21 protein-coding genes are annotated in these 20445 nt (G+C 43.9%); 10 read left to right on the top strand and 11 right to left on the bottom strand.

Features of this window, described 5'->3' with window-relative positions:
• Nucleotides 1-9: 9 nt before the first annotated feature.
• Nucleotides 10-621, bottom strand: coding sequence for a flavin reductase family protein (locus tag DBX26_RS06310; protein WP_014231639.1), 612 nt, complete (start codon nt 619-621; stop codon nt 10-12).
• A gap of 286 nt (nt 622-907) precedes the next feature.
• On the opposite strand from DBX26_RS06310, the gene DBX26_RS06305 reads away from it, so the two are divergent.
• The gene (locus DBX26_RS06305; RefSeq protein ID WP_118118299.1) at nt 908-1597 is read left to right on the top strand and encodes an NAD(P)H-binding protein; all 690 of its coding nucleotides are present in this window, start codon (nt 908-910) and stop codon (nt 1595-1597) included.
• A gap of 187 nt (nt 1598-1784) precedes the next feature.
• Nucleotides 1785-3164, top strand: coding sequence for an L-cystine transporter (locus tag DBX26_RS06300; protein ID WP_118118297.1), 1380 nt, complete (start codon nt 1785-1787; stop codon nt 3162-3164).
• Nucleotides 3165-3357: 193 nt separating this feature from the next.
• Here DBX26_RS06300 and DBX26_RS06295 read toward each other — a convergent pair whose 3' ends face one another.
• The 6 genes from DBX26_RS06295 to DBX26_RS25725 all read right to left on the bottom strand — a co-directional run bounded on the left by DBX26_RS06295 (nt 3358) and on the right by DBX26_RS25725 (nt 7579).
• Nucleotides 3358-3831 carry a GNAT family N-acetyltransferase gene (locus DBX26_RS06295; protein WP_118118295.1) on the bottom strand — a complete coding sequence of 158 codons (474 nt, stop codon included), beginning with the start codon at nt 3829-3831 and terminating at the stop codon, nt 3358-3360.
• Nucleotides 3832-4020: 189 nt separating this feature from the next.
• Nucleotides 4021-4638, bottom strand: coding sequence for a hypothetical protein (locus DBX26_RS06290; RefSeq protein ID WP_118118293.1), 618 nt, complete (start codon nt 4636-4638; stop codon nt 4021-4023).
• A 469-nt stretch (nt 4639-5107) separates the two neighbouring features.
• Nucleotides 5108-5560, bottom strand: coding sequence for a hypothetical protein (locus DBX26_RS06285; protein ID WP_118118291.1), 453 nt, complete (start codon nt 5558-5560; stop codon nt 5108-5110).
• Nucleotides 5561-5893: 333 nt separating this feature from the next.
• Nucleotides 5894-6919, bottom strand: a complete 1026-nt coding sequence (locus DBX26_RS06280) for a hypothetical protein (protein WP_118118289.1) — start codon at nt 6917-6919, stop codon at nt 5894-5896.
• Nucleotides 6920-7060: 141 nt separating this feature from the next.
• Nucleotides 7061-7246 carry a hypothetical protein gene (locus DBX26_RS06275; protein ID WP_020333097.1) on the bottom strand — a complete coding sequence of 62 codons (186 nt, stop codon included), beginning with the start codon at nt 7244-7246 and terminating at the stop codon, nt 7061-7063.
• Nucleotides 7247-7456: 210 nt separating this feature from the next.
• Complete coding sequence (locus DBX26_RS25725; protein WP_301951773.1) at nt 7457-7579, bottom strand: hypothetical protein; 123 nt, start codon at nt 7577-7579, stop codon at nt 7457-7459.
• Between the two features lie 238 nt (nt 7580-7817).
• Here DBX26_RS25725 and sbcB point away from each other — a divergent pair, with 238 nt between their 5' ends.
• The 5 genes from sbcB (at nt 7818) to purT (ending at nt 12890) form a co-directional block, all read left to right on the top strand.
• Nucleotides 7818-9239, top strand: coding sequence for an exodeoxyribonuclease I (gene sbcB, locus DBX26_RS06270; protein ID WP_118118287.1), 1422 nt, complete (start codon nt 7818-7820; stop codon nt 9237-9239).
• A 58-nt stretch (nt 9240-9297) separates the two neighbouring features.
• Nucleotides 9298-9672 (top strand): CidA/LrgA family protein, encoded by a 375-nt coding sequence (locus DBX26_RS06265; protein ID WP_065302253.1) that lies wholly within the window; start codon nt 9298-9300, stop codon nt 9670-9672.
• 1 nt (nt 9673) lies between these two features.
• Nucleotides 9674-10351 (top strand): LrgB family protein, encoded by a 678-nt coding sequence (locus DBX26_RS06260; RefSeq protein ID WP_014231625.1) that lies wholly within the window; start codon nt 9674-9676, stop codon nt 10349-10351.
• 328 nt (nt 10352-10679) lie between these two features.
• Complete coding sequence (gene cdd, locus DBX26_RS06255; protein ID WP_014231624.1) at nt 10680-11567, top strand: cytidine deaminase; 888 nt, start codon at nt 10680-10682, stop codon at nt 11565-11567.
• Nucleotides 11568-11714: 147 nt separating this feature from the next.
• Nucleotides 11715-12890 (top strand): formate-dependent phosphoribosylglycinamide formyltransferase, encoded by a 1176-nt coding sequence (purT, locus tag DBX26_RS06250; RefSeq protein ID WP_014231623.1) that lies wholly within the window; start codon nt 11715-11717, stop codon nt 12888-12890.
• Nucleotides 12891-12983: 93 nt separating this feature from the next.
• Here purT and DBX26_RS06245 read toward each other — a convergent pair whose 3' ends face one another.
• Nucleotides 12984-13634 carry a thiopurine S-methyltransferase gene (locus DBX26_RS06245; protein ID WP_118118286.1) on the bottom strand — a complete coding sequence of 217 codons (651 nt, stop codon included), beginning with the start codon at nt 13632-13634 and terminating at the stop codon, nt 12984-12986.
• Nucleotides 13635-13949: 315 nt separating this feature from the next.
• Between DBX26_RS06245 and DBX26_RS06240 the strand changes: the two genes are divergently transcribed.
• Nucleotides 13950-14726, top strand: coding sequence for a phosphoribosylglycinamide formyltransferase (locus tag DBX26_RS06240; RefSeq protein WP_118118284.1), 777 nt, complete (start codon nt 13950-13952; stop codon nt 14724-14726).
• A gap of 117 nt (nt 14727-14843) precedes the next feature.
• On the opposite strand, the gene ihfA is transcribed toward DBX26_RS06240, so the two are convergent.
• The gene (gene ihfA / locus DBX26_RS06235) at nt 14844-15140 is read right to left on the bottom strand and encodes an integration host factor subunit alpha (protein ID WP_005462650.1); all 297 of its coding nucleotides are present in this window, start codon (nt 15138-15140) and stop codon (nt 14844-14846) included.
• 542 nt (nt 15141-15682) lie between these two features.
• On the opposite strand from ihfA, the gene DBX26_RS06230 reads away from it, so the two are divergent.
• A complete protein-coding gene (locus DBX26_RS06230; protein ID WP_020333039.1) occupies nt 15683-16561 on the top strand; it encodes an AEC family transporter in 879 nt (292 codons plus the stop codon).
• Nucleotides 16562-16578: 17 nt separating this feature from the next.
• Here the strand turns inward: DBX26_RS06230 and DBX26_RS06225 are convergent, their stop codons facing one another.
• A complete protein-coding gene (locus DBX26_RS06225) occupies nt 16579-17574 on the bottom strand; it encodes a LacI family DNA-binding transcriptional regulator (protein WP_118118281.1) in 996 nt (331 codons plus the stop codon).
• Nucleotides 17575-17818: 244 nt separating this feature from the next.
• Here DBX26_RS06225 and DBX26_RS06215 point away from each other — a divergent pair, with 244 nt between their 5' ends.
• Nucleotides 17819-18736: an aminoimidazole riboside kinase gene (locus tag DBX26_RS06215; protein WP_118118277.1), complete on the top strand. Its 918-nt coding sequence runs from the start codon at nt 17819-17821 to the stop codon at nt 18734-18736.
• Nucleotides 18737-18799: 63 nt separating this feature from the next.
• Here DBX26_RS06215 and DBX26_RS06210 read toward each other — a convergent pair whose 3' ends face one another.
• Nucleotides 18800-20431 carry a glycoside hydrolase family 32 protein gene (locus DBX26_RS06210; protein WP_118118275.1) on the bottom strand — a complete coding sequence of 544 codons (1632 nt, stop codon included), beginning with the start codon at nt 20429-20431 and terminating at the stop codon, nt 18800-18802.
• Nucleotides 20432-20445 lie beyond the last annotated feature (14 nt).

Genomic DNA, 20445 nt, shown 5'->3' with positions numbered 1-20445 from the left:
TCCTTTTATTTATTGGGGACGAGCAATTGAGAAAGTCTTCTCTAGAGTGGCGTATTCACTTCCGCCTAAACGAGAGAGAGGGTCAACGGCTAAAGCATCCACTTTTAATCTGTCGCCTTGAGTAGTTATCACTTTCTCATCGACATAAATGTGTTCTATTTCGGCAAAAATTAAGCTCTGAGGGGTTTCACCCATCTCAATGACTTCATGCAATTTACAACCGAACGCAATCGGTGCGTCTTTTAATCTAGGAAGTTCAAAGCCACCGAACTCAACCGTTTCCAGATTTGTCAGCGCTAATTCTGACTGTCCGTGATCTAAACCAGCAGATGAATCCGTAACCTTTTGCGCCAGTGCGCTCGAAGCGATGTGAATGACCAGCTTTCCTGTCTCTAATACATTGCGAGTCGTATCCTTAACCTCGCCAGTTGGCTTTTTACCAACAGATAGCATTAGCAAGGGAGGACGGCTGGAAACGGCGGTGAAATATGAAAATGGAGCCAGGTTGAAGTTCTCTTCACCAGAGTCCGTTAACACCCAAGCAATCGGGCGAGGAATGACCGTCTGAGTCATTAGGTGATACACCTGCGTCGGAGCAAGTGTGCTTACGTCTACATTCATTTTTCTTCCTTGATTCGCGTGTGCCGAAATAATATCGCAAATTCAAACGATAAAGAGAAACAGTGTACCTTTCTCTAAAGGTAATTCACCTACTTTCTCCTAAATACGAAAACTTTTCGCCAAATAATGTCGATTCGCTCGGTAAAGCCGTGATGCCGTGTTTACAAGCAACCAACTTATTTCAAAAACGATGTGTGTTGTTACACTCAAGCCACGTAAAAGCTGGGTATAAGTCATTGAAATCGGCTACTATTAACTCACGCTGCTGCCATAGAGGAGAAGAGGCATGAGTAATAATACCTGTGTGATCATTGCTGGAGCCTCTGGCTTAGTTGGCAGCAAAGTGATTACTCAATTGGTGTCCCAACCGGGTATCCACACATTATATTCACTTTCCAGACGCCCTCTTACCGATATCTCAGACCCTGAGCAAAAAATCGTTCCGATGATAGACGCTGATCTTTCTATCCTAAATTGGGATGAGCAACACCTGACGCCAGAAATCGGCTTTATCTGTTTAGGAACGACGCTCAAGCAAGCTGGCAGTAAAGAGAACTTGCGCAAGGTTGATGTTGACCTTGTGACAAACGTTGCCAGGCAAATGAAAATGATCGGCGTGAAGCGAGTCGCTGTGGTTTCTAGCCTTGGTGCGAACAGTGAATCCCCTTCGCATTACCTGGCTTGCAAAGGTCAAATGGAAGCCAACATAGAAGAAATGGGATTTGAAGAAGTGGTCTTCGTCCGTCCGGGTCCGCTTGTTGGCCAGCGTACAAATCCAAGAAACGACGAGAAAATCGTTCAATGGATTTTTAGAGTGATTCGTCCGTTCATGTTGGGGAAACTCTCTAACTTTATTCCAATCGATGCGGAATTGGTCGCCAAGGCTATGATTTATCAAATTTTCAGCTATCAAGAAGACTCAATAATTTATCTGCAACGCAGAGAAATGCTCGATTTATTGCGACACTACGAGTAGCCACAACTACGCTCAATTCGCACTGAGTGGGGGTCTAACGGGTCACTTACGCCAATATATATTCCATTTTGATATATCTAATACCCGTTAATCATTTTAAAAGTTATATATTGAAAGCTATCTTACTGCCCCCTTTATCACCTCGTATACAACCCTCAGCATATTGACTGAGTACTAAGGTAAGAGTATGAATTTTGCAGTAATTGCCTCACTTGCAGTCTTTGTTGGCATATTATTCTTTCTTTTTAACCAGCAACAAAAACAAAACACACTTTCTCGTCTCGTTTTAATTGGTCTTGTCACTGGTTCCCTTTTTGGCCTTGCCCTTCAACTGATCCACGGTGAAGGCAGCAGCGTCATTTCTGAAACCCTTTCTTGGGTAGCTATCGTTGGTAGTGGCTATGTTGGCCTACTGAAAATGGTGATCATGCCACTTGTGTTGGTATCGATGATCTCAGCGGTTGTGAAGCTGGAAAAAGGCGGCTCACTGGGTAAGATTTCTGGTCTGACAATTTCAGTCCTGCTTATCACCACAGCGATCTCAGCATTAATTGGTATTTTCGTTACGTCTGCGTTTGGCCTGTCGGCAGAAGGCTTGACGGAAGGTGCTCGCGAGACGGCTCGTATTGCGGTATTGGAAAGCCGTGCTGGCTCGGTAAGCGATCTAACCATTCCACAAATGCTGGTTAGCTTTATTCCAACTAACCCATTTGCAGACCTAACAGGCGCACGTTCAACGTCTATTATCGCGGTTGTTATCTTTGGTGTTCTAACGGGTATTGCAGCACGCAAAGTAATGGCCGAAAAAGCAGAATTGGAATCACCAATTCGCACATTCGTTGAAGCGGCTCAGTCTATCGTAATGCGCTTAGTTAAGATGATCATGGCGCTAACCCCATACGGCATCGCAGCGTTGATGACCAAAGTGGTAGCGACATCAAGCGCAGCGGACATTCTGAACCTGCTTGGCTTTATCGTTGCGTCATACGTTGCGATTGCATTGATGTTTGTTGTACACGGTATCCTTGTTTCTTTTGTTGGTGTAAGCCCAGCAGAATACTTCAAGAAAATTTGGCCGGTACTGACGTTTGCCTTTACTTCACGTAGCTCAGCGGCAACGATTCCTCTGAACGTAGAAGCGCAAATCACTAAGTTAAACGTGCCACCAGCGATTGCTAACCTTTCAGCATCATTTGGTGCAACGATTGGTCAAAATGGTTGTGCAGGTATTTACCCAGCAATGCTTGCGGTAATGGTTGCTCCAACAATGGGCATTAACCCACTAGAGTTCAACTTTATCCTGTCACTGATTGCGATTATCACGATCAGCTCGTTCGGTATCGCGGGCGTTGGCGGCGGCGCAACCTTTGCTGCGCTAATCGTGCTTCCTGCTATGGGCTTGCCAGTGACTATCGCTGCACTGCTTATCTCTATCGAACCACTCATCGATATGGCGCGTACTGCACTTAACGTTTCAGGTTCAATGACGGCAGGCACCATCACAAGCCGCCTGTTGAAATCAACTCATACAGAAGCGGACGCAAAGCCAGAAGAGGCAAAAGCGTAATCCGCTAGCTGCAATGAAAATCGTTCAGCGCAAAACTCAAGCCGATGGTTCGCCATCGGCTTTTGCATATTTTCTAACTGTGTAATGCACCCATCAGTTATTCAGATACAAGGCGTGCAATAGCACCAAACCTAAACGAACGATCTCAACGACTACAATCCATCAGCGTTACTAGCCCTTGTTGAATCCATTGCTAGACAATCTCTCTCTGCATTATATGTTGCGGGCCAGCTGGGCCGCCCAAATACAATTTTCCGGTATCTTCAAAGCCACATTTGGAATAACACTGATAAGCGGCTTTATTACGACAATTCACCGTTAGTTGGAGAACCTGAAAATCAGGATAATTTGAGCGAACGTAATCTGGCAATAACTTGATTGCTTGGGTTGCAATACCCTTTCCTTGAGATCGCTGGTCAATTAAAAGAGAGCGTATCCCCAGCGCTTTCCTACTGCCGAAGTTATACGTTTCTGAATACGATAAATCCAGAAGAAAGAAGCCAACCACTTTTTCGTTTTCGATGATTAAAAAAGGATGTTCGTATTGCTTCAAAGTGGGAATAACGTCGTTAACATTGCTCACCGTAAACTCTGCTTGTTCCTGCTTTACACTCAGGAACCCTATTTGTGATTTCCATTTATCACTATATTTTTCAATTGAAATCATCTTTCCCTCGATGCTTATATACCCTTCATTTCAGACCAGAGAAATAGAGTTCATACCCAAAATAGCCGTCGCTCCATGACTCGGAACACCGCGGATATAGGGCGTAATATAAACCACTCGCCTAACCTGTTATGCAGTCAAATTTCAAACTCAATTAGAGCAAACTTGCCAAGTGTTGGGAATCCCTCATCACGACTTATTAGCAGCCCGTTTGTGGCATGCTTGTTTATAGCTGTTGTTGACAACCCATACTGACACCACGATTAAACCTACATGTAAGGGCCAACCTAACGCCAGTGTGTAGCCCACCAATTCGGATTCAGAAACCGAGTCAACACTTAGCAGAAAAACGCTCTTACACAGATAGCTAAATACCCAAATCCCGTTGACCCTTTGCCACGTAATCAAACTGGGAATGCCCGTTGATTCCCGACTTCCCTTTAAGGCTGGCGTGGTTATTTCTGCGACCAGCATAGGAATAGGCTTTTTAAACCACGAAAAGACTAAAAATACACTGGCAGTGCTGAGCGAACCCATGGCGAGTTTAAGCACAACAGCTTCAACCAGAATCTCCCTAGGAACAAAAGCTGCGATGGTTAACTCAACAAAGCCAGACAAGGCAAAGGCTAACGCAATCATGCCTAACTCTTTGCGAAACAAGAGGGTTAGCAGGCCATATAGTGAAGTGACTACCACTGCCGACATTAAACCAACGTACTGATAAGCCAAAAAATACAAAATTGAAGGCAGCAAGATAGTCAGAAACGAGTCGCGACTAGCGACTAAACGGTAGATGACGTGAAACACAGTTACTCCATTATTAATTACAAACTGAGCAGTTGATTGATTTCGAATCCCAATAGTTAGGTGTGAAAGCCATTGATATACGCCTGCGCTTCTCTAGGGCATGAGATACGCACAAATGTATTCTTACCACTCCCACTCGTCCCAACGACGTTTATTCTCTTCATCAACCTTCCCTGTTTTTATACTCCAGCACAGACTTCTTAAAGAATAACTAGTTAGGAACTTACGGCATCCAGAGAATACAGAGTGTTAGGAATTAATTAGCCTTTGTTGCTAAAAAACTACGAGTCACGACAAAAAACAAACGCTTAACCAACGAGTTGCTTTCAAAATAAACCCATGAAAACAGAAATAACAAGTCAATCACCACGGCGTTAGATACGCATAGCGGTGACATCGTTATTCCGTTTAGAAACTCGCTTACTCACTACGAAAATAGAGTTAACAACTTTTGATAAGTATGGCTTGTTTATATGTCTCGATTTACTTGCTGTAAATTATCGCAGCTTCCTTCAGGAGCCGGAGAAATTGTCACTTTATCTACTACTCTTACGGAAACACAGCCAGTTGTCATATCAATGAGCTCTTTTTGTATTAGGGTGAACTGCCCTTCTTCATCCGATCGTAAAGAATATTTATAAGCCGTATCTGAACCTTCTAATACCGCAGTAAATAAACCACCAACAAGAGCACCAGCCAAACCGCCAGCAATCATATCTTCATGATTACCATCTACTTCGTCGATGACGCCAACAACAGAACCACTCACAATTCCGGTTTTAACGTTAGATGAGAGTTTAACCTGCTCATAAGATTCAACATTGGCGTAAAACTCTTTACTTATATGATTCTGTTCCGCTCTATCAATCCCCTGGCTTGAACAACCACTTAACAGTATTAAAGTCAGTAATGATTTCTTCATTTAAATTCCTTTTTAGATGAACCATATTTCTATCTGAATTGAAAACCGTAACGCTTATAAGGCGGCTCCTAGCCACCCTTTGTTGATTATCATGCCGCCTTTCATTTAGAGCTTCAAAGTAAAATCAGCGAGTTAGTGATCTATGAGACTAATTTGTTAGCAACAAGAAGCGTAAAGACAAAATTGCATGAAGCAGGAACCGCAACTTCCCAGAGCCAATTAGCAAATCACCGCTACGTTGGATTCGCGCAGCGGTGATGGAATGGGTTGAGCATGAAGGTGGGTTTAAGGCTGGGGTTTAGGGATGATCACTTTTAAATGCTTTGTATATTTTTAATGACAATCACAATATTGATAGGGAACCCCACTTCGGCAAAAGCACTTTATCAAGGATTTCCCTGTAACCAAACATTTTAAGCTTAATATTGACCCATTTTCATCCACTGGCCCCTCTGGGTTATCCCAGACGATATATGGTCTGCCACTAATTTTCTCTATAAACTCTTTAGGAGGAAATGGATTTGCCACAACAATGACGCAGCTTTTAGGCAGGGAATCAACTATTTTATCTATTTCTGGTCTATCACACTCAAAGTAAGATATACCGATGAACAGACAATAATCCGTACCTTTTAGTTTGCCTTCAAACCACTGGTTCGCAGGTTCTACCCATTGATATGAAACGTATTTATTAGCTTCATTTGGCACGATACAAAGAGCTTGTCTTCTAGGATACATAAGTTCATGCTCTTCAAGTCTGACGATACCAGTATTGTTAAGATCAACAAAGTTGTTCAGCGGATACCGAGGGGTATAACAGATACTGTTAGGTGTAATTTCAAAATCAACAGAACCATGTGGTTTAACCAACGGAATTCCGTAACCATGATGATTTGTTTGAAGAGAGTAATATTCTCTATTTAAACGGTCTAAAACTGTTTCAAGGAGTAAGTCATAGTTCAACGAAAATGCAGCTGTAATTTCATCTCGATGTAACTTCAACCAACGAAACCAAGCCCAGTCGGTGGAAAAAAGCTTGCGTTGCTGCTGGCTATACATTGAAAATGCAAGCGTTAAGAAATGCCTCGCTTCGAGAGTTGTTTTGAAACTATCCAAACCAACACTTTGACAATAGTCTGAATCTAAAGCCAGCTTAAATATTTCAAAATGTGGCTTCTCTGAATTTAATTCATACAAAGCCTCTAATCTATGCAAACTTGCTAAAAGCGGATTTCCTGTTGAAGGGCAAGCAATATCCCACGTAATAGGTTCCTGTGAGTTAAGCTGATTTACTAACCCAGAGAAATAACCAAAGCTAATAGAAAAACCATTACCTACTACTAAAGAGATTTTTGACATACTGACCTCAAAAAATACAACTGCCTTGTTAAAGTGAACAAGATCACCACGAAATTTATCTATTGCGCGTTAAACACGGAACCCGGTTTTGAACGAAAAACACCATGCGTTACAAATCACTCTTTAACAATATGTGAGCTTTTAATACCGCCCCATTCCATGGAACACGCTACCAAACAACCCCATTAAAATACCAAAAATTAGGCTCAGAATTATAGCTGCAGGGATCGAGGCAATCGCAAGTTTAACCATAAAAACAACCATCGACATAAATGGCATTTTTATATCCACAACTGTAACTTCTTGTTTTTCATTTTCCACAGACATAACTATGCTCCTTATAGTGGTATGTGATCAGTTTAATTTGATGAGTGGTGCAGCTTTTCGAGATAACTAATGTTTCCCTTAAAAGTTAACTCTTATTCGGCGGCTTAAATACGCCTTTGCTTTCTTTATCATGCCGCCTTTCATTATGAGCTTCAAAGCATAACCGGTGAGTTAGTGATCAATGCAACTAATTGTTCAGCTATATGTATACTAACTCACAGCTAATTTTTCATATTCCAGCCCTTTTTGCTGTTGAGCAAACAAAGCATCAGCAAACTTTTCGTACGCTTCTTTTTGGTCTGATAGCCAGCCATGCTTTTTGTAAATGGCCATTACACCTACCAACTCATACCCGAGTATTATTCGGTGCTCGGAATTCATGGGTTCGGCAGAAAGTAAGATTAAGTTATCCCGTAGTCTTTCAAATCACGCTCACAATAGTTGCGGAAAAATCAAGCCGATGGGCACTTATCTGCTTTTTCATATTCACAACTTTACCTTGCATCTTTCGTTGCGAGTTAAGGCATTGAATGGTCTAATACTCTTATCGGTTCCGTAAACGGTAAGCAGAATGCACCAAGATAATCAGCCCACTTTTTTCTTCTTTGACTACGAGACTTGGGGAACAAACCCTGCAAAAGATCGTCCGAGTCAATTCGCTGGTGTTCGCACAGATGAAAATTTCAATATCATCGGCGAGCCTTTAGTTATGTATTGCCAGCCACCTGCTGATTACCTTCCTTCTCCTGAAGCTGCTTTAATTACTGGGATTACCCCACAAAAGGCGGTGCAGGAAGGTCTGCCTGAGCCTGAGTTCATTGCTAAAATTCATGCCGAGTTATCCAAACCCAATACCACCAGCTTGGGTTACAACAGTATTCGTTTTGATGATGAAGTGACGCGTTACACCTGTTACCGCAACTTTATTGACCCGTATGCGTGGAGTTGGCAGAACGGCAATTCGCGCTGGGATTTACTTGATGTGCTGCGCGCTTGTCATGCCCTTCGACCAGAAGGCGTTGAGTGGCCAGAAAATGAAGAAGGCTTTCCTAGCTTCAAACTTGAGCATTTGTCTGTTGCCAACGGTATTGAACACAGCAATGCACACGATGCCATGGCTGACGTTATCGCAACGATCGAGATGGCGAAGAAAGTTAAAGCCGCTCAGCCTAAATTGTTTGATTACTTCTTCTCCATGCGTCAAAAACGTAAGCTGAATGAATTGGTTGATATCGTTAATATGACGCCTCTGATGCACGTTTCTGGCATGTTAGGACGTGAGTGTCAGTACACAAGCTGGATTGTGCCTGTTGCATGGCATCCGACGAACAACAACGCGGTTATCACGATTGATTTAGCCAAAGATCCGCAACCAATCCTAGAGCTGTCTGCGGAAGAGCTGCATGAAAGGTTGTACACCAAGCGAGAAGACCTCGGTGATTTGCTGCCTGTGCCAGTTAAACTTGTTCACTTGAACAAGTGCCCTATTCTGGCACCAGCGAAAACACTGACGGCTGAAAACGCGGAGTCTATCGGCATTGACCGTCAACAATGCTTGAACAATCTGGCTCTGTTGCGTCAGCACCCAGAGATTCGTGAAAAGCTGATCAGCCTGTTTTCTGTTGAGCGCACATTTGAAAAAAGTGATGATGTAGATACGCAACTGTACGACAGCTTCTTCTCTCCAGCGGATCGCGCAGCGATGGATATTATTCGCGAGACCGACCCGAATAATCTGGCCGCTCTGGATATTGAGTTTGATGACAAACGCATTAAACCACTGTTGTTCCGTTACCGTGCTCGAAACTTCCCTGGCACGCTAGACGAACAGGAACAAAGACGTTGGGCACAGCACTGCCGTGAAGTGTTTGAAAGCCAAATCGAAGAGTATATGCTGAATTTAGAAAACTTAGTTCACGAACATGAAAGTGACGAAAAGAAAATAGCACTATTAAAATCCGTTTATCGTTACGTAGAGAGCCTCGCCTCTTAATTTCTTACTTTTACAAGGGCACCGTCAGGTGCGCTTGTCGTTTTTATATGCTGCCCAAATGATAAAAGATCGATTATTACAACTGACCCAATTGCTCGTTTCCCTCTTTCTCATCATGGGAGCACTTGGGATCGGAGTTACTATTCAAAGATTTACTGACACTTCCGTCCCAGGCAGTGTTATCGGCATGATCCTGTTATTCCTTTCTATGGCAACCGGGATTGTCAAAGTAGAGTGGGTAAAGACTGGCGCAACTCTGTTTATTCGCTACATGATCTTATTGTTCGTTCCAGTTAGTGTTGGCCTGATGGATCACTTCGACATGCTTTTCGCCAACGCACTACCTATTCTTGCAAGTGCGGTCGGCGGCACCTTAATTGTGCTGGTGAGTCTCGCATGGCTGTTGGATTATTTGCTAAAGGAGAAACACTAATATGTGGATTTTACTCACTATTGTTGTTTTCCTTGTTGCACGTCAGATTGCGATTAAAGCGAACCACCCAATTGTTAACCCACTGCTTATTTGTATTGCGGTCATTATTCCGTTGTTGACCTACTTGAACGTGCCGTTTGACACTTACTACGCCGATAACGAAGTGTTTAGTTTCCTGCTACAACCAGCCGTTGTGGCGCTAGCTTACCCGTTATATGAGCAGCTTCCTCAGATCAGAGCAAACTGGCGAATCATTACCTTCGCTTGTGTTCTCGGCAGTGTTATGTCGATGATGACGGCAACTCTCATCGCCGTTGCTTTTCACACCGAGTTAAGTTTGATCGCGAGCTTGGTTGGTAAATCAGTGACCACCCCTATTGCGATGGAAATCTCCAGCCACCTTGGTGGTGAAGCGGCAGTTGCGGCGATTTTGGTTCTTCTGGTTGGCTTGTTGGGTGCGATTGTGGCTTACCCTATCTACAACCTTATTGGGATCAAACATCCTATTGCCCGAGGTTTAACCATGGGCACGGTGTCCCACGCACTGGGTACCGCGACGTGTGTTGAGAAACAACCAGCAGACGCGGCGTTCTCGTCTTTGGCGTTAGTGCTTTGCGGCATTATTACGTCGGTTCTGGCTCCGAGCTTTTTCGCTCTGGCTGTCTGGTTATATCAATAAGACACGGTTTTCGGCCTGCCTATCATCTGGGCAGGTCCTCCCCTATTCTCTCCAAGTCTCCCTCTATAGATTGAAATCCGTTCGCAACCTTACCTCTTGGACATGTAATAGAGCGACGATCAAAGCCTCATTACTTGGCGATATGTGTATGAGTTAATATAGTTAAGAGATCGACGTAACATTCAGCGCCTGTGCAATCGAATACATGTGTGACTTCACTCTAATTATGTAACGTGAAATTTAATTGCATTACTTTGCGTGATCTAAAGCACAGAACATTTTCCCACTTTGCATAGAATAACTGTCCATGCAATAACAAGGATTCAACATGAAAAGTCGCATTGAACAAGCGCTAGCAAGCGCACCTGAAGCACTTTCAAACCAACTTGCTCCTATCGTTTTAGCCGACGATTTTGATGCTACTCTTTCAGCACAGCAGTTTGAGCAGTTACTGTCTGCTACCGCTCTATCTGACAAAGAGCTGCGTGTTGCTCTGCTTCCTTTTGCCGCTGCTTATTCTTACGCGCCTATTTCTGAGTTTTATGTTGGTGCCATTGTTCGCGGGCTTTCTGGCCGTCTCTACTTCGGCGCAAACATGGAGTTCCTTGGCGTTCAACTTGGCCAAACAGTTCACGCAGAACAATCTGCAATCAGCCACGCCTGGATGAAGGGTGAACGCGGTGTTAAAGACATCACGATTAACTTTAGCCCTTGTGGCCACTGTCGTCAGTTCATGAACGAGCTGTCTACAGCGAAAGACTTAAAAGTCCAATTGCCAGAGCGTGAAGAAAAATCGTTACATGAATATTTGCCTGAAGCATTTGGCCCGGCCGATTTGGGTATCAAATCTGGCTTAATGGCAGAAGTTAAGCATCAGTTCGAATGTGATGAGAACGATGCGTTGATTCAAAAAGCCGTCGATGCGATGAACATGAGCCATGCTCCTTACACCAATAACCTGAGTGGACTGGCGTTAGAGCTTGCTGATGGTCGCGTTTTCCAAGGCGCTTACGCAGAGAATGCGGCGTTTAACCCTAGCCTTCCTCCTCTTCAAGTTGCTTTGATTCAGGTACTACTTGCGGGTGAAACCTTTGATAACATCAAAGCGGCCGCTTTAGTGGAAAATTCAGAAGGTAAGATCAGTCATCTTGCTGATACGCAATCAACGTTAGAAGCGTTGAATCCCGACATTCCACTAAGTTTCGTTAACGTGTAATTTACATAATGATGTCGATGAAAGCTCTACATGATGTAGAGCTTTTTTATTAGCAAAAAACCATACGCAAACGTTTGCTTTACGATAAAAATTCAGTATGATCCCCTGCAAATTCTGTCTCATCACTTTATTTTGTAAGGGAACGATATGTTCGGTACTGCAACCAGCGCAAACGCTACTCGTGTATTACTTTTAGGCTCTGGCGAGCTTGGTAAAGAAGTCGCGATTGAATGCCAACGACTAGGTCTGGAAGTCATCGCGTGTGACCGCTATGCGGATGCACCGGCGATGCAAGTCGCTCACCGCAGCTACGTGCTTGATATGTTGGATGGTCAAGCATTAGAAGAAATCATCAATAAAGAGCAACCTGCTTATGTTGTTCCTGAAATTGAAGCTATCGCGACCGATAAACTGGTTGAGTTAGAAGAAAAAGGTCTGAATGTCGTTCCAACAGCAAAAGCGACTAAGCTTACAATGAACCGTGAAGGTATTCGTCGTTTAGCTGCTGAAGAGCTTGAGCTTACTACCTCCCCTTACCGATTTGCAGACAACTATAACGATTTCAAAGCAGCAGTTGAATTTGTTGGTATCCCTTGTGTAGTTAAGCCAGTGATGAGCTCATCTGGTAAAGGCCAGAGTGTCATTAAATCAGAAGCTGATATTGAAAAAGCATGGAACTACGCTCAAGAAGGTGGCCGCACTGGTGCTGGTCGTGTCATTGTTGAAGGCTTCATTGACTTTGATTACGAGATTACCCTACTAACCGTACGTGCGGTTGACGGCGTACACTTCTGCGCACCAATCGGTCACCGTCAAGAAGATGGTGACTACCGTGAGTCTTGGCAGCCTCAAGCGATGTCAGAAGAAGCCATCAAAGCAGCGGAATACACTGCGGAAAAAGTAGTGAATGCGCTTGGCGGCTACGGAATTTTTGGTGTTGAATTGTTTGTGAAGGGCGATAAAGTCATCTTCAACGAAGTTTCTCCTCGTCCACATGACACAGGTATGGTTACGCTGATTTCTCAAGAAATGTCTGAGTTTGCACTGCACGTGCGCGCGTTTACTGGTATGCCGATCAACCAGATCGTTCAATATGGTCCTTCTGCATCAGCGGTGATTCTTGGTCAAGGTACGTCAACAAACATTCGTTTTGACAATGTGTCTGAAGCCCTGGCACAACCACAGACTCAAGTTCGCCTATTTGGTAAGCCAGAAATCGACGGTCGCCGCCGCTTAGGTGTTGTTCTTACTCGTCGAAATAGTACAGAAGAGTCCGTTCAAGATGCGGTAGCAAATGCATCGAAGGTAAACATCGTTTACTAAGCCATCTTTTATCAACAAAAAAGCGCAGCTATTTAATAGCTGCGCTTTTTTAGTCTTTTCGTACACGTAGTCAGTCACTTACGCTATTCGAAATCACTGAGCTTCAATCAAATACACTTCTTCAGAAAAACGACTTAAGCCTTGCTTAGCAATTTTCGGGTGATTCTCATCCGCTTCGTCCACGTTGAGACAAGTTACTTTGTAGCCCGAGAATAACTGTTCGATTTCATTCACTGGTACGCTAAATGGAGGTCCCGCCATTTCTTGCTGAGGGTAATTGAGTGTCACAAGCAGAATACGGCCACCCGGTTTCAGTAGCTGTTTCAAACGCTCGGCGTACTCTTGTCTCATCTCCTGTGGCAGCGCAACCAAAGCCGCTCGGTCGTAAATTATATCGACTTGAGAAACCGGTGCCGTGAAAAAATCTCCGGTATAAATAGAAAGCTCATCAAACTGATACAACTCATGCGTGCCACTTATTGGCGTAACAGTTGGAGTATAAAAGTGCTCTGCAAAGAACGCTCGCACTGCAATTTGGCTTAATTCAACGCCATTCACTTCATCATGTTTGGCCGCCAACCACACAAGATCTTCAGACTTACCGCAAAGCGGAACCAACACAGTGTCTTCGCGCTTAGGGTTGGTGTGGTGCCAATGCTGAGGCAGTAATGGATTTACATCTTCCAAATGGAATCCGATTTTATTGCTGGCCCACTTATTGTGCCAAAATTCTGGGTCTCTCATTTTACTTTCTACTTATCGGCTGAATTACGTTTTGTGGAGTAAGACTAATGATTTTTTCGAATTTGTCTATGCCGTTCATCTTTCGTTAATCCTCAAATGCTACGATGCATTCACGATATACGAAATGATACTGACGTTTAATTAACAGAATAATGAAAATATAAATAGTGATCTAACGCATAATTCCACTGCAAACATGAGAGTTAACCTTGGAATGTTTCAAAAGATCCCCATTTATTAATAACAACCTGATTTGCAAATCTTAGCGACTTCTTTGTCCCCATTTTCTAAGTGCAAGCAAGTTAAGGAGAGTGAATGAGCTTATTTTTACGTACAGCAGCATTGATGCTTTTGGTACTAAGCCGTGCACCTGCAATTGCCGCAATGCCTATTGCGCCAACAACGAGTGAACAGAATCGTTCTGCAAGTCAAAACGAGGTTTGTTCAAAACTCTTCAAACATAGCCTAAGTGGCTTATATGGCATTCAAACTATCGACTCAAATCCAACCCAGCCATACGCTGATTTTGATATTCTTTACTCCAAAGCTCACCAAGCTCAGTTCGAACTGGAAACCATCTGTAAAAGTACCGCCCTTCTCAACGACGCCCAACCTTACTTCGCTGGCGTAAAATCCAAACAACGTGCAGAGGAAAAAATTGCTTACGAACTGGATGGTCAGGTTGAACGCATTACCGATCTAGCACGTGCAACAATAGTTGCGGAAGATGTGGCAAGTTTGGTCTCTATCTATGAAACACTAGAGCGCGAAACAACAATCGTTAAAGTGAAAAACAGATTCAAAAAGCCGGGGCCTTCGGGTTACCGAGATTTAAACTTACTGGTTCGTTTGCCGAAAACAAACCTCATTGCAGAAGTTCAGCTCCATTTGAAAGCCATTGCGGATGTGAAGAATGGTCCTGAGCATGACCTTTATGAGAAAATTCAAAAGCTTGAACGTCAGGCAATGGCAGAAAAACGCCAGCTGACTGAATTTGAAACGGCAGCGATTCGAAACATGCGAAGCCAAGCTAAGAACTTGTACCAGCACGCGTGGCAACCATACTTAACAACTCACTTAGAAGCGGCATAAAAAATTGCTTCTCTGAAAACAACAAACCACCGCAATGCGGTGGTTTTCTTTTGCATGCCGAAACGAAAATGCATGCACGACAAAAGACCACGACGAAGCGTGATCTATTTGGTTAGCTTACTGTTCTTTCTTAAGATTTTCTACGCGAGCTTTTAATTTCTGACCCGGGCGGAAAGTCACTACACGTCGAGCAGTAATTGGAATATCTTCACCAGTTTTCGGGTTACGACCAGGCCGTTCATTCTTGTCACGAAGATCAAAATTACCAAAACCTGACAGTTTTACCTGTTCGCCACTTTCTAGTGCCTTGCGAATTTCTTCAAAGAACACTTCCACCGTTTCCTTGGCGTCCCGCTTACTAAATCCCAATTTATCAAACAGGTTTTCTGCCAGTTCGGCTTTTGTGAGCGCCATAAAACTTTCCTCAAAGCTATGTTAAACAATGCTACTTAGTGTAGCGCCAGAGCAGTTTTACCCTACCAATTCAAGAACATATCGGGGTTACATCAGGAAGTGTATGACAAGCTTATGATTTTCGCCAACTTTTTTCTTTGCGAATAAATGGAATATGGCTGTATAAATTATTGTTAAATACCAACATTTTAACATTTTTTATTTAGAGAGTTCTTAAATACAAAACTCAACCAGTCAATTAAACCAATAAATTGGTAAAATTTGAAATAAAAAACCATTTAATAAATTTATCAGGTATAGGCTATTTTACAAACACCTGACATAGAACTTGTCGGTATTTCATTGATTTGTAAGTAACTAGGTATATAAACACCTGATAAGAAGTATGACCACTTACCAGCAGTTTTACTTTTATAAAGCTTGATAAACGCCAAGATTCTCACTGTTTTACGATGACTCACTAATCAAAGGTTGTTAGTGTGAACCTAGATTCATTACTTAACGAAACAATCACATCTTTTACCTTTAATTAAAGTGCGGTCATGATTAATCAAGTCATCAATATTCTTTTTCCCGTCTTCGCTCTTGTCGGCGTCGGCTATTTAGTCGGTCGGCATATCAAACCAGATTTTCGCCCAATCAATCGAATCAATATTGATGTCTTTACGCCTGCGCTGGTGTTTTCGTCTCTGGTCAGCATGCCGCTCGATGCGGAACAAGGCCCTCTTCTTTTTGCTGCGATTGTTGCGGTTCTCGTCCCAGGATTGGTCATGATACCGATCTGTAAAGCGACCGGATTAACTTTCAAAGCCTGGGCACCACCCCACATGTTTCGCAATAGTGGCAACTTGGCTATCCCACTATTTACTTATACGTTCGGAGACGTGGCGCTTTCTTCTGCCGTCTTACTGTTTGTTGTATCGGCCTGTCTGCACATTAGTTTAGGGGTGATGCTTCTCAGCAGTGGCAACCCACTAAAACAGATCATAAAAATGCCAATCTTTTTATCGGCTTCTCTCGCGCTGGGCCTGAACTTGTCAGGAATTGGCGCTTGGGCACCGCTTTATGAAGCGACGGCATTATTAGGTCAAGCCGCAGTACCGGTAATGTTGCTCTCTCTCGGGGCACAAATGTGCAACTTACGATTGGATGGTCTGCGAGTTGGCGTGATATGTACGGTACAATCGCTGACCACAGGTGCAGTTGCCTTTGCGCTTATCTATTGGTTTATTCCGTTACCCACAATGCAATTGCAGATGATGGTACTTTTCACCATGTTACCGCCTGCGGTTATGAACTATTTATTTGCAGAGAGACTCAATATAGAACCGATGAAAGTGGCGTCGATGGTGTTGTTTGGCAACTTTTTCAGTGTCTTGACCCTGCCCCTTCTTCTCTCTTATACGTTGTCGCTCTCTTAGCGCTGAGATTAGCTAGCTCAACGATAGTGTAGTTTCGCAGGAAGAATCAGATGCTCGGCTTTACGATCGGGTGAACCTATAGATGCCGTTGCTTGCTCAAATAACGTTTTAGCTATGAGCTCGCAATCTTGTTCGATTGAATCAATGTTGATCGGTAAGCAATCTAAAATCGGTGAGTTATCGAACGTCGCTATCTTCACATTAGCATTCAATAACTGATGCTCAGACATATAACGCAAAACACCTTCGAGAATCGAATACGAAGCGACAAATATGCGTGTTGGCAAACGCCCAATATTCTGGTGGATTTCCTCAATCATGGCGTAACCGGAGTCGGGTTGATAATCTTTGTGTTTCACTAACTCCGTATCCAACTCCACTCTAGCGGCTAACAAAGCCGCTTGATAACCAGAGAATCGATCTTTACTCGGAGAGAGCTCTAACTGTCCGCCTAAATAGGCACATTCTTCCGCTTGCTGACACAGTTTTTCTACCAGTTGTTTGGTCGCGTTATAAGCATCTGTTTTTATCGTCGTTAACGGCGTGGCGTCGAAAATACGGTCGAACACCAACACGGGGGTTTGCTCGGTGACTTTGCGATAGAAGGTGTCTTCAGTCATAGCCGTTGCCACCATTAGCAAATCGACTTGCCTTTCTAGCAGGCTTTTAACTGCCGCTTTTTCTTGTTTCGGGTTGTCTTCAGAAGAGGCGATTAAAAGCTGATAACCATGGCTACGCGCCAACTTTTCCAAAAACTTGGCCGTTGTAGCAAAACCCATATTGGCCAAATCAGGAATAACAAGACCCAGCGTGTAGGTACGGTTTGCCTTTAAAGCGCGAGCGTATAAGCTCGGAGCGTAATTGTGCTCGTCTACCACAGCTTGAACACGCTTTACGGTCTCTTCATTAATACGATGTTTCTTCGCATGACCATTGAGGACAAAGCTAACGGTGGACTTTGAAACTCCAGCGAGCTCAGCGATATCTGCTAACTTTAGTTTTTTCTTCTTCACCTTACCCTTCCGAGATGAGTTTCGCTCTGGCTATTTGGATTCGACACATCGGCGGTCATCATACCGATGAAAACGTCGAAAACCATCACTTTTAGTATCTTGGGACTAAGGCTGCTTTGTCGACTCGCGGCGTAGATCACAATCAGGATCATTTTTGCTTCTAATAAGTCAATTTCCATTGATTAGCTAAATCGTTTTAGCTAAAAATACTCTCAGTGAAATTAAGAGGTTTAAGGTAAGAATGATGAGTACGATTTGGGTGACTGGTGATGCCGTGGTTGATTTGATTCCGGATGCCAACGACACATATTTGAAATGTCCTGGCGGCGCACCTGCTAATGTCGCAGTTGCTATCGCACGATTGGGCGGCGCGGCTGCATTTTTTGGCCGTGTGGGGCTTGATCCTTTAGGTCGCTTTATGAAGGAAACGTTGACCAACGAATCCGTCAATACCGATTTTATGTTGCTTGACGAGGCACAACGAACGTCTACTGTCATTGTAGATCTGGATGATTCTGGTGAGCGTAGCTTTACCTTTATGGTCAAACCAAGTGCTGATCAGTTCTTGCTTCCTACAGACATTCCTTCTTTCACGAAGGGAGACTGGCTGCATGTGTGTTCCATCGCTCTGGCAAACGAGCCAAGCCGCAGCAGTACTCTAAAAGCAATGCGAGACGTTAAACAAGCCGGTGGCTTTGTTAGCTTTGATCCTAACCTTCGAGAGGAGGTGTGGGCGAATCCAGAGCAACTGAAACCTGTGGTTCACCAAGCCATAGAACTGGCAGATGTCGTCAAGTTTTCAGACGATGAGCTACTTTTCTTAACCGATACCAGCTCTTTAGAAGAAGGCTTAGAAGCGGTCAAAGTTTACAATAATACTCTCGTCTTAATCACTCAATGTGCGAAAGGCGCACTGACCGTCTTTGAAGGAGAGCAAAAGTTGATTGCTGGTCAAGCTGTAAAACCAGTCGATACGACGGGTGCTGGCGATGCGTTTGTCGGTGGTTTGCTGGCGAAATTAGCTCAGCATACTGAATGGGCGAATAAAGAAGTTATTCACGCCGCGGTGACATGGGCGAATGGTTGCGGCGCGTTAGCCACAACTCAAAAAGGCGCAATGACAGCATTACCAACTCAGGATGCCCTCATCGCTTACATCTAGATTAAAGAAACAATCTGCCAATAGAAAAATCCCCGCAAGTGCGGGGATTTTTTGCAACCATTTCTAGCTTTGACTAAAAGGCGCTTTCATCGGTTTATAACGGCGGAATGTCGCTGTTTTCTCTTCGCCTTGAATCGAAATTTTCGTCGCATCTTTATCCGTGAATACACGCGACGTCATTACCGCTGCACCACCGTTAACGAACACTTCAAGCGAAGAATTATCGGCAAGAATACGAAGTTCAATACGTTCACTCGCCACTGGCAGCTCACGAATCGTATCTTGGGCACGATTAAGTGTTTGTGAACGATCCATTATCAGACGTCGGTTTTCTTCATCCGCTCGTAATACGAATTTCTGCACGGAGTTTTCAAATAGATTCAGTTCGTCGCCCCAATCTAAAGTAACCGTCAGATCAAAGGACTTAGTCCCAACATCCACGCCATTCGCATCCAATTTGATCTCAGAAGAAGACTCAATCAAAGACTCCATTTCCAGAATAGGCCACTGGTATAAAGCACCATCCCGATACGACAGCTCTCTCATCGCAGTGAGCTGGTGTACCCAACCGTTATCGGTGCTTGGCTGATCCACTTCGTCGGGCAACCCCATCCAGCCACACATTACACGTCTGCCATCTGGAGTTTGCATACTTTGCGGTGCGTAAAAATCAAAACCGTAGTCTAAATGCTGAAAGTCACCCATTCTCAAGCCATCACCATCAACCCATTGCGCTTTCACAATTCCATTATGATGAGGAATGGTGTTGTGTTCAGAGAATGAAGGAATACCCTGTGGGCCAATAACGACAAACAATTGTTCGTTCAATGTAAACAAATCCGGGCATTCCCACATGTAGCCAAAATCACCCATCTCTTCACCAAATAAACCAACGAACACCCATTGGTACAGATCTTCAGACTGGTAAATAGCCAGACGCCCTTTCAGCTCTGTTGTCTGTGCACCGAGCAGCATTAGCCACTTATCGTTATGACGAACAACTTTTGGATCTCGAATATGTGGGGTGACATTCGGTGGCAGAGCGTCAATGACAGGGCCATGCTTGGTAAAGTTCAAACCATCGCTAGAGGTCGCTAAACATTGGGTCGTTTGTCTGTCCCGCTCTTGTCCTATGCGGGTATTCCCGGTGTAGAACAGCATCAACTCTTTCCCCTGACTTAATGCGTGTCCAGAAAACACACCGTGGCTATCACACCAAAGTGAAGGCGTCAAAGCGACGGATTGCCACTCCCACTCAACCAAGTCTTGGCTCGTTAGGTGCACCCAATGTTTGTCCTTGTGTTCACAGCCATAGGGAAACCATTGGTAGAACAGGTGATAAGCACCACCATGATAGATAAACCCGTTGGGATCATTGAGCAACCCCTGCGGTGGAGAGATATGCCAGGATGGGCGATATTCGCACTCCACAGGCTGCTGTAAAGTAGAAAAACGTTTAGATTGCTCGGCCGCAATATCATCCCCCACTTTGAGCAACACCTCTGCGCTCAAGCTCTCTGGACGGGAGAATGTTAACTGAGTCTCTCCCTGAATCTGATCTCGGGCTTTTATCAGTTCAGAATCCTGAACCAGACGCTTATCCCGGACTTCTATCATAAGGTCTTTTTCTGTAAGCAGAGTACGGGTGATATTTTCAATACCGCCACAAACATCAAAGTATGGTGCTAAAGACATCAGTTTACCTAAAC

Source organism: Vibrio sp. dhg, from assembly GCF_003443775.1.
GTDB classification, from domain to species: domain Bacteria; phylum Pseudomonadota; class Gammaproteobacteria; order Enterobacterales; family Vibrionaceae; genus Vibrio; species Vibrio natriegens.
This window is presented reverse-complemented; position numbering and strand designations above follow the sequence as displayed.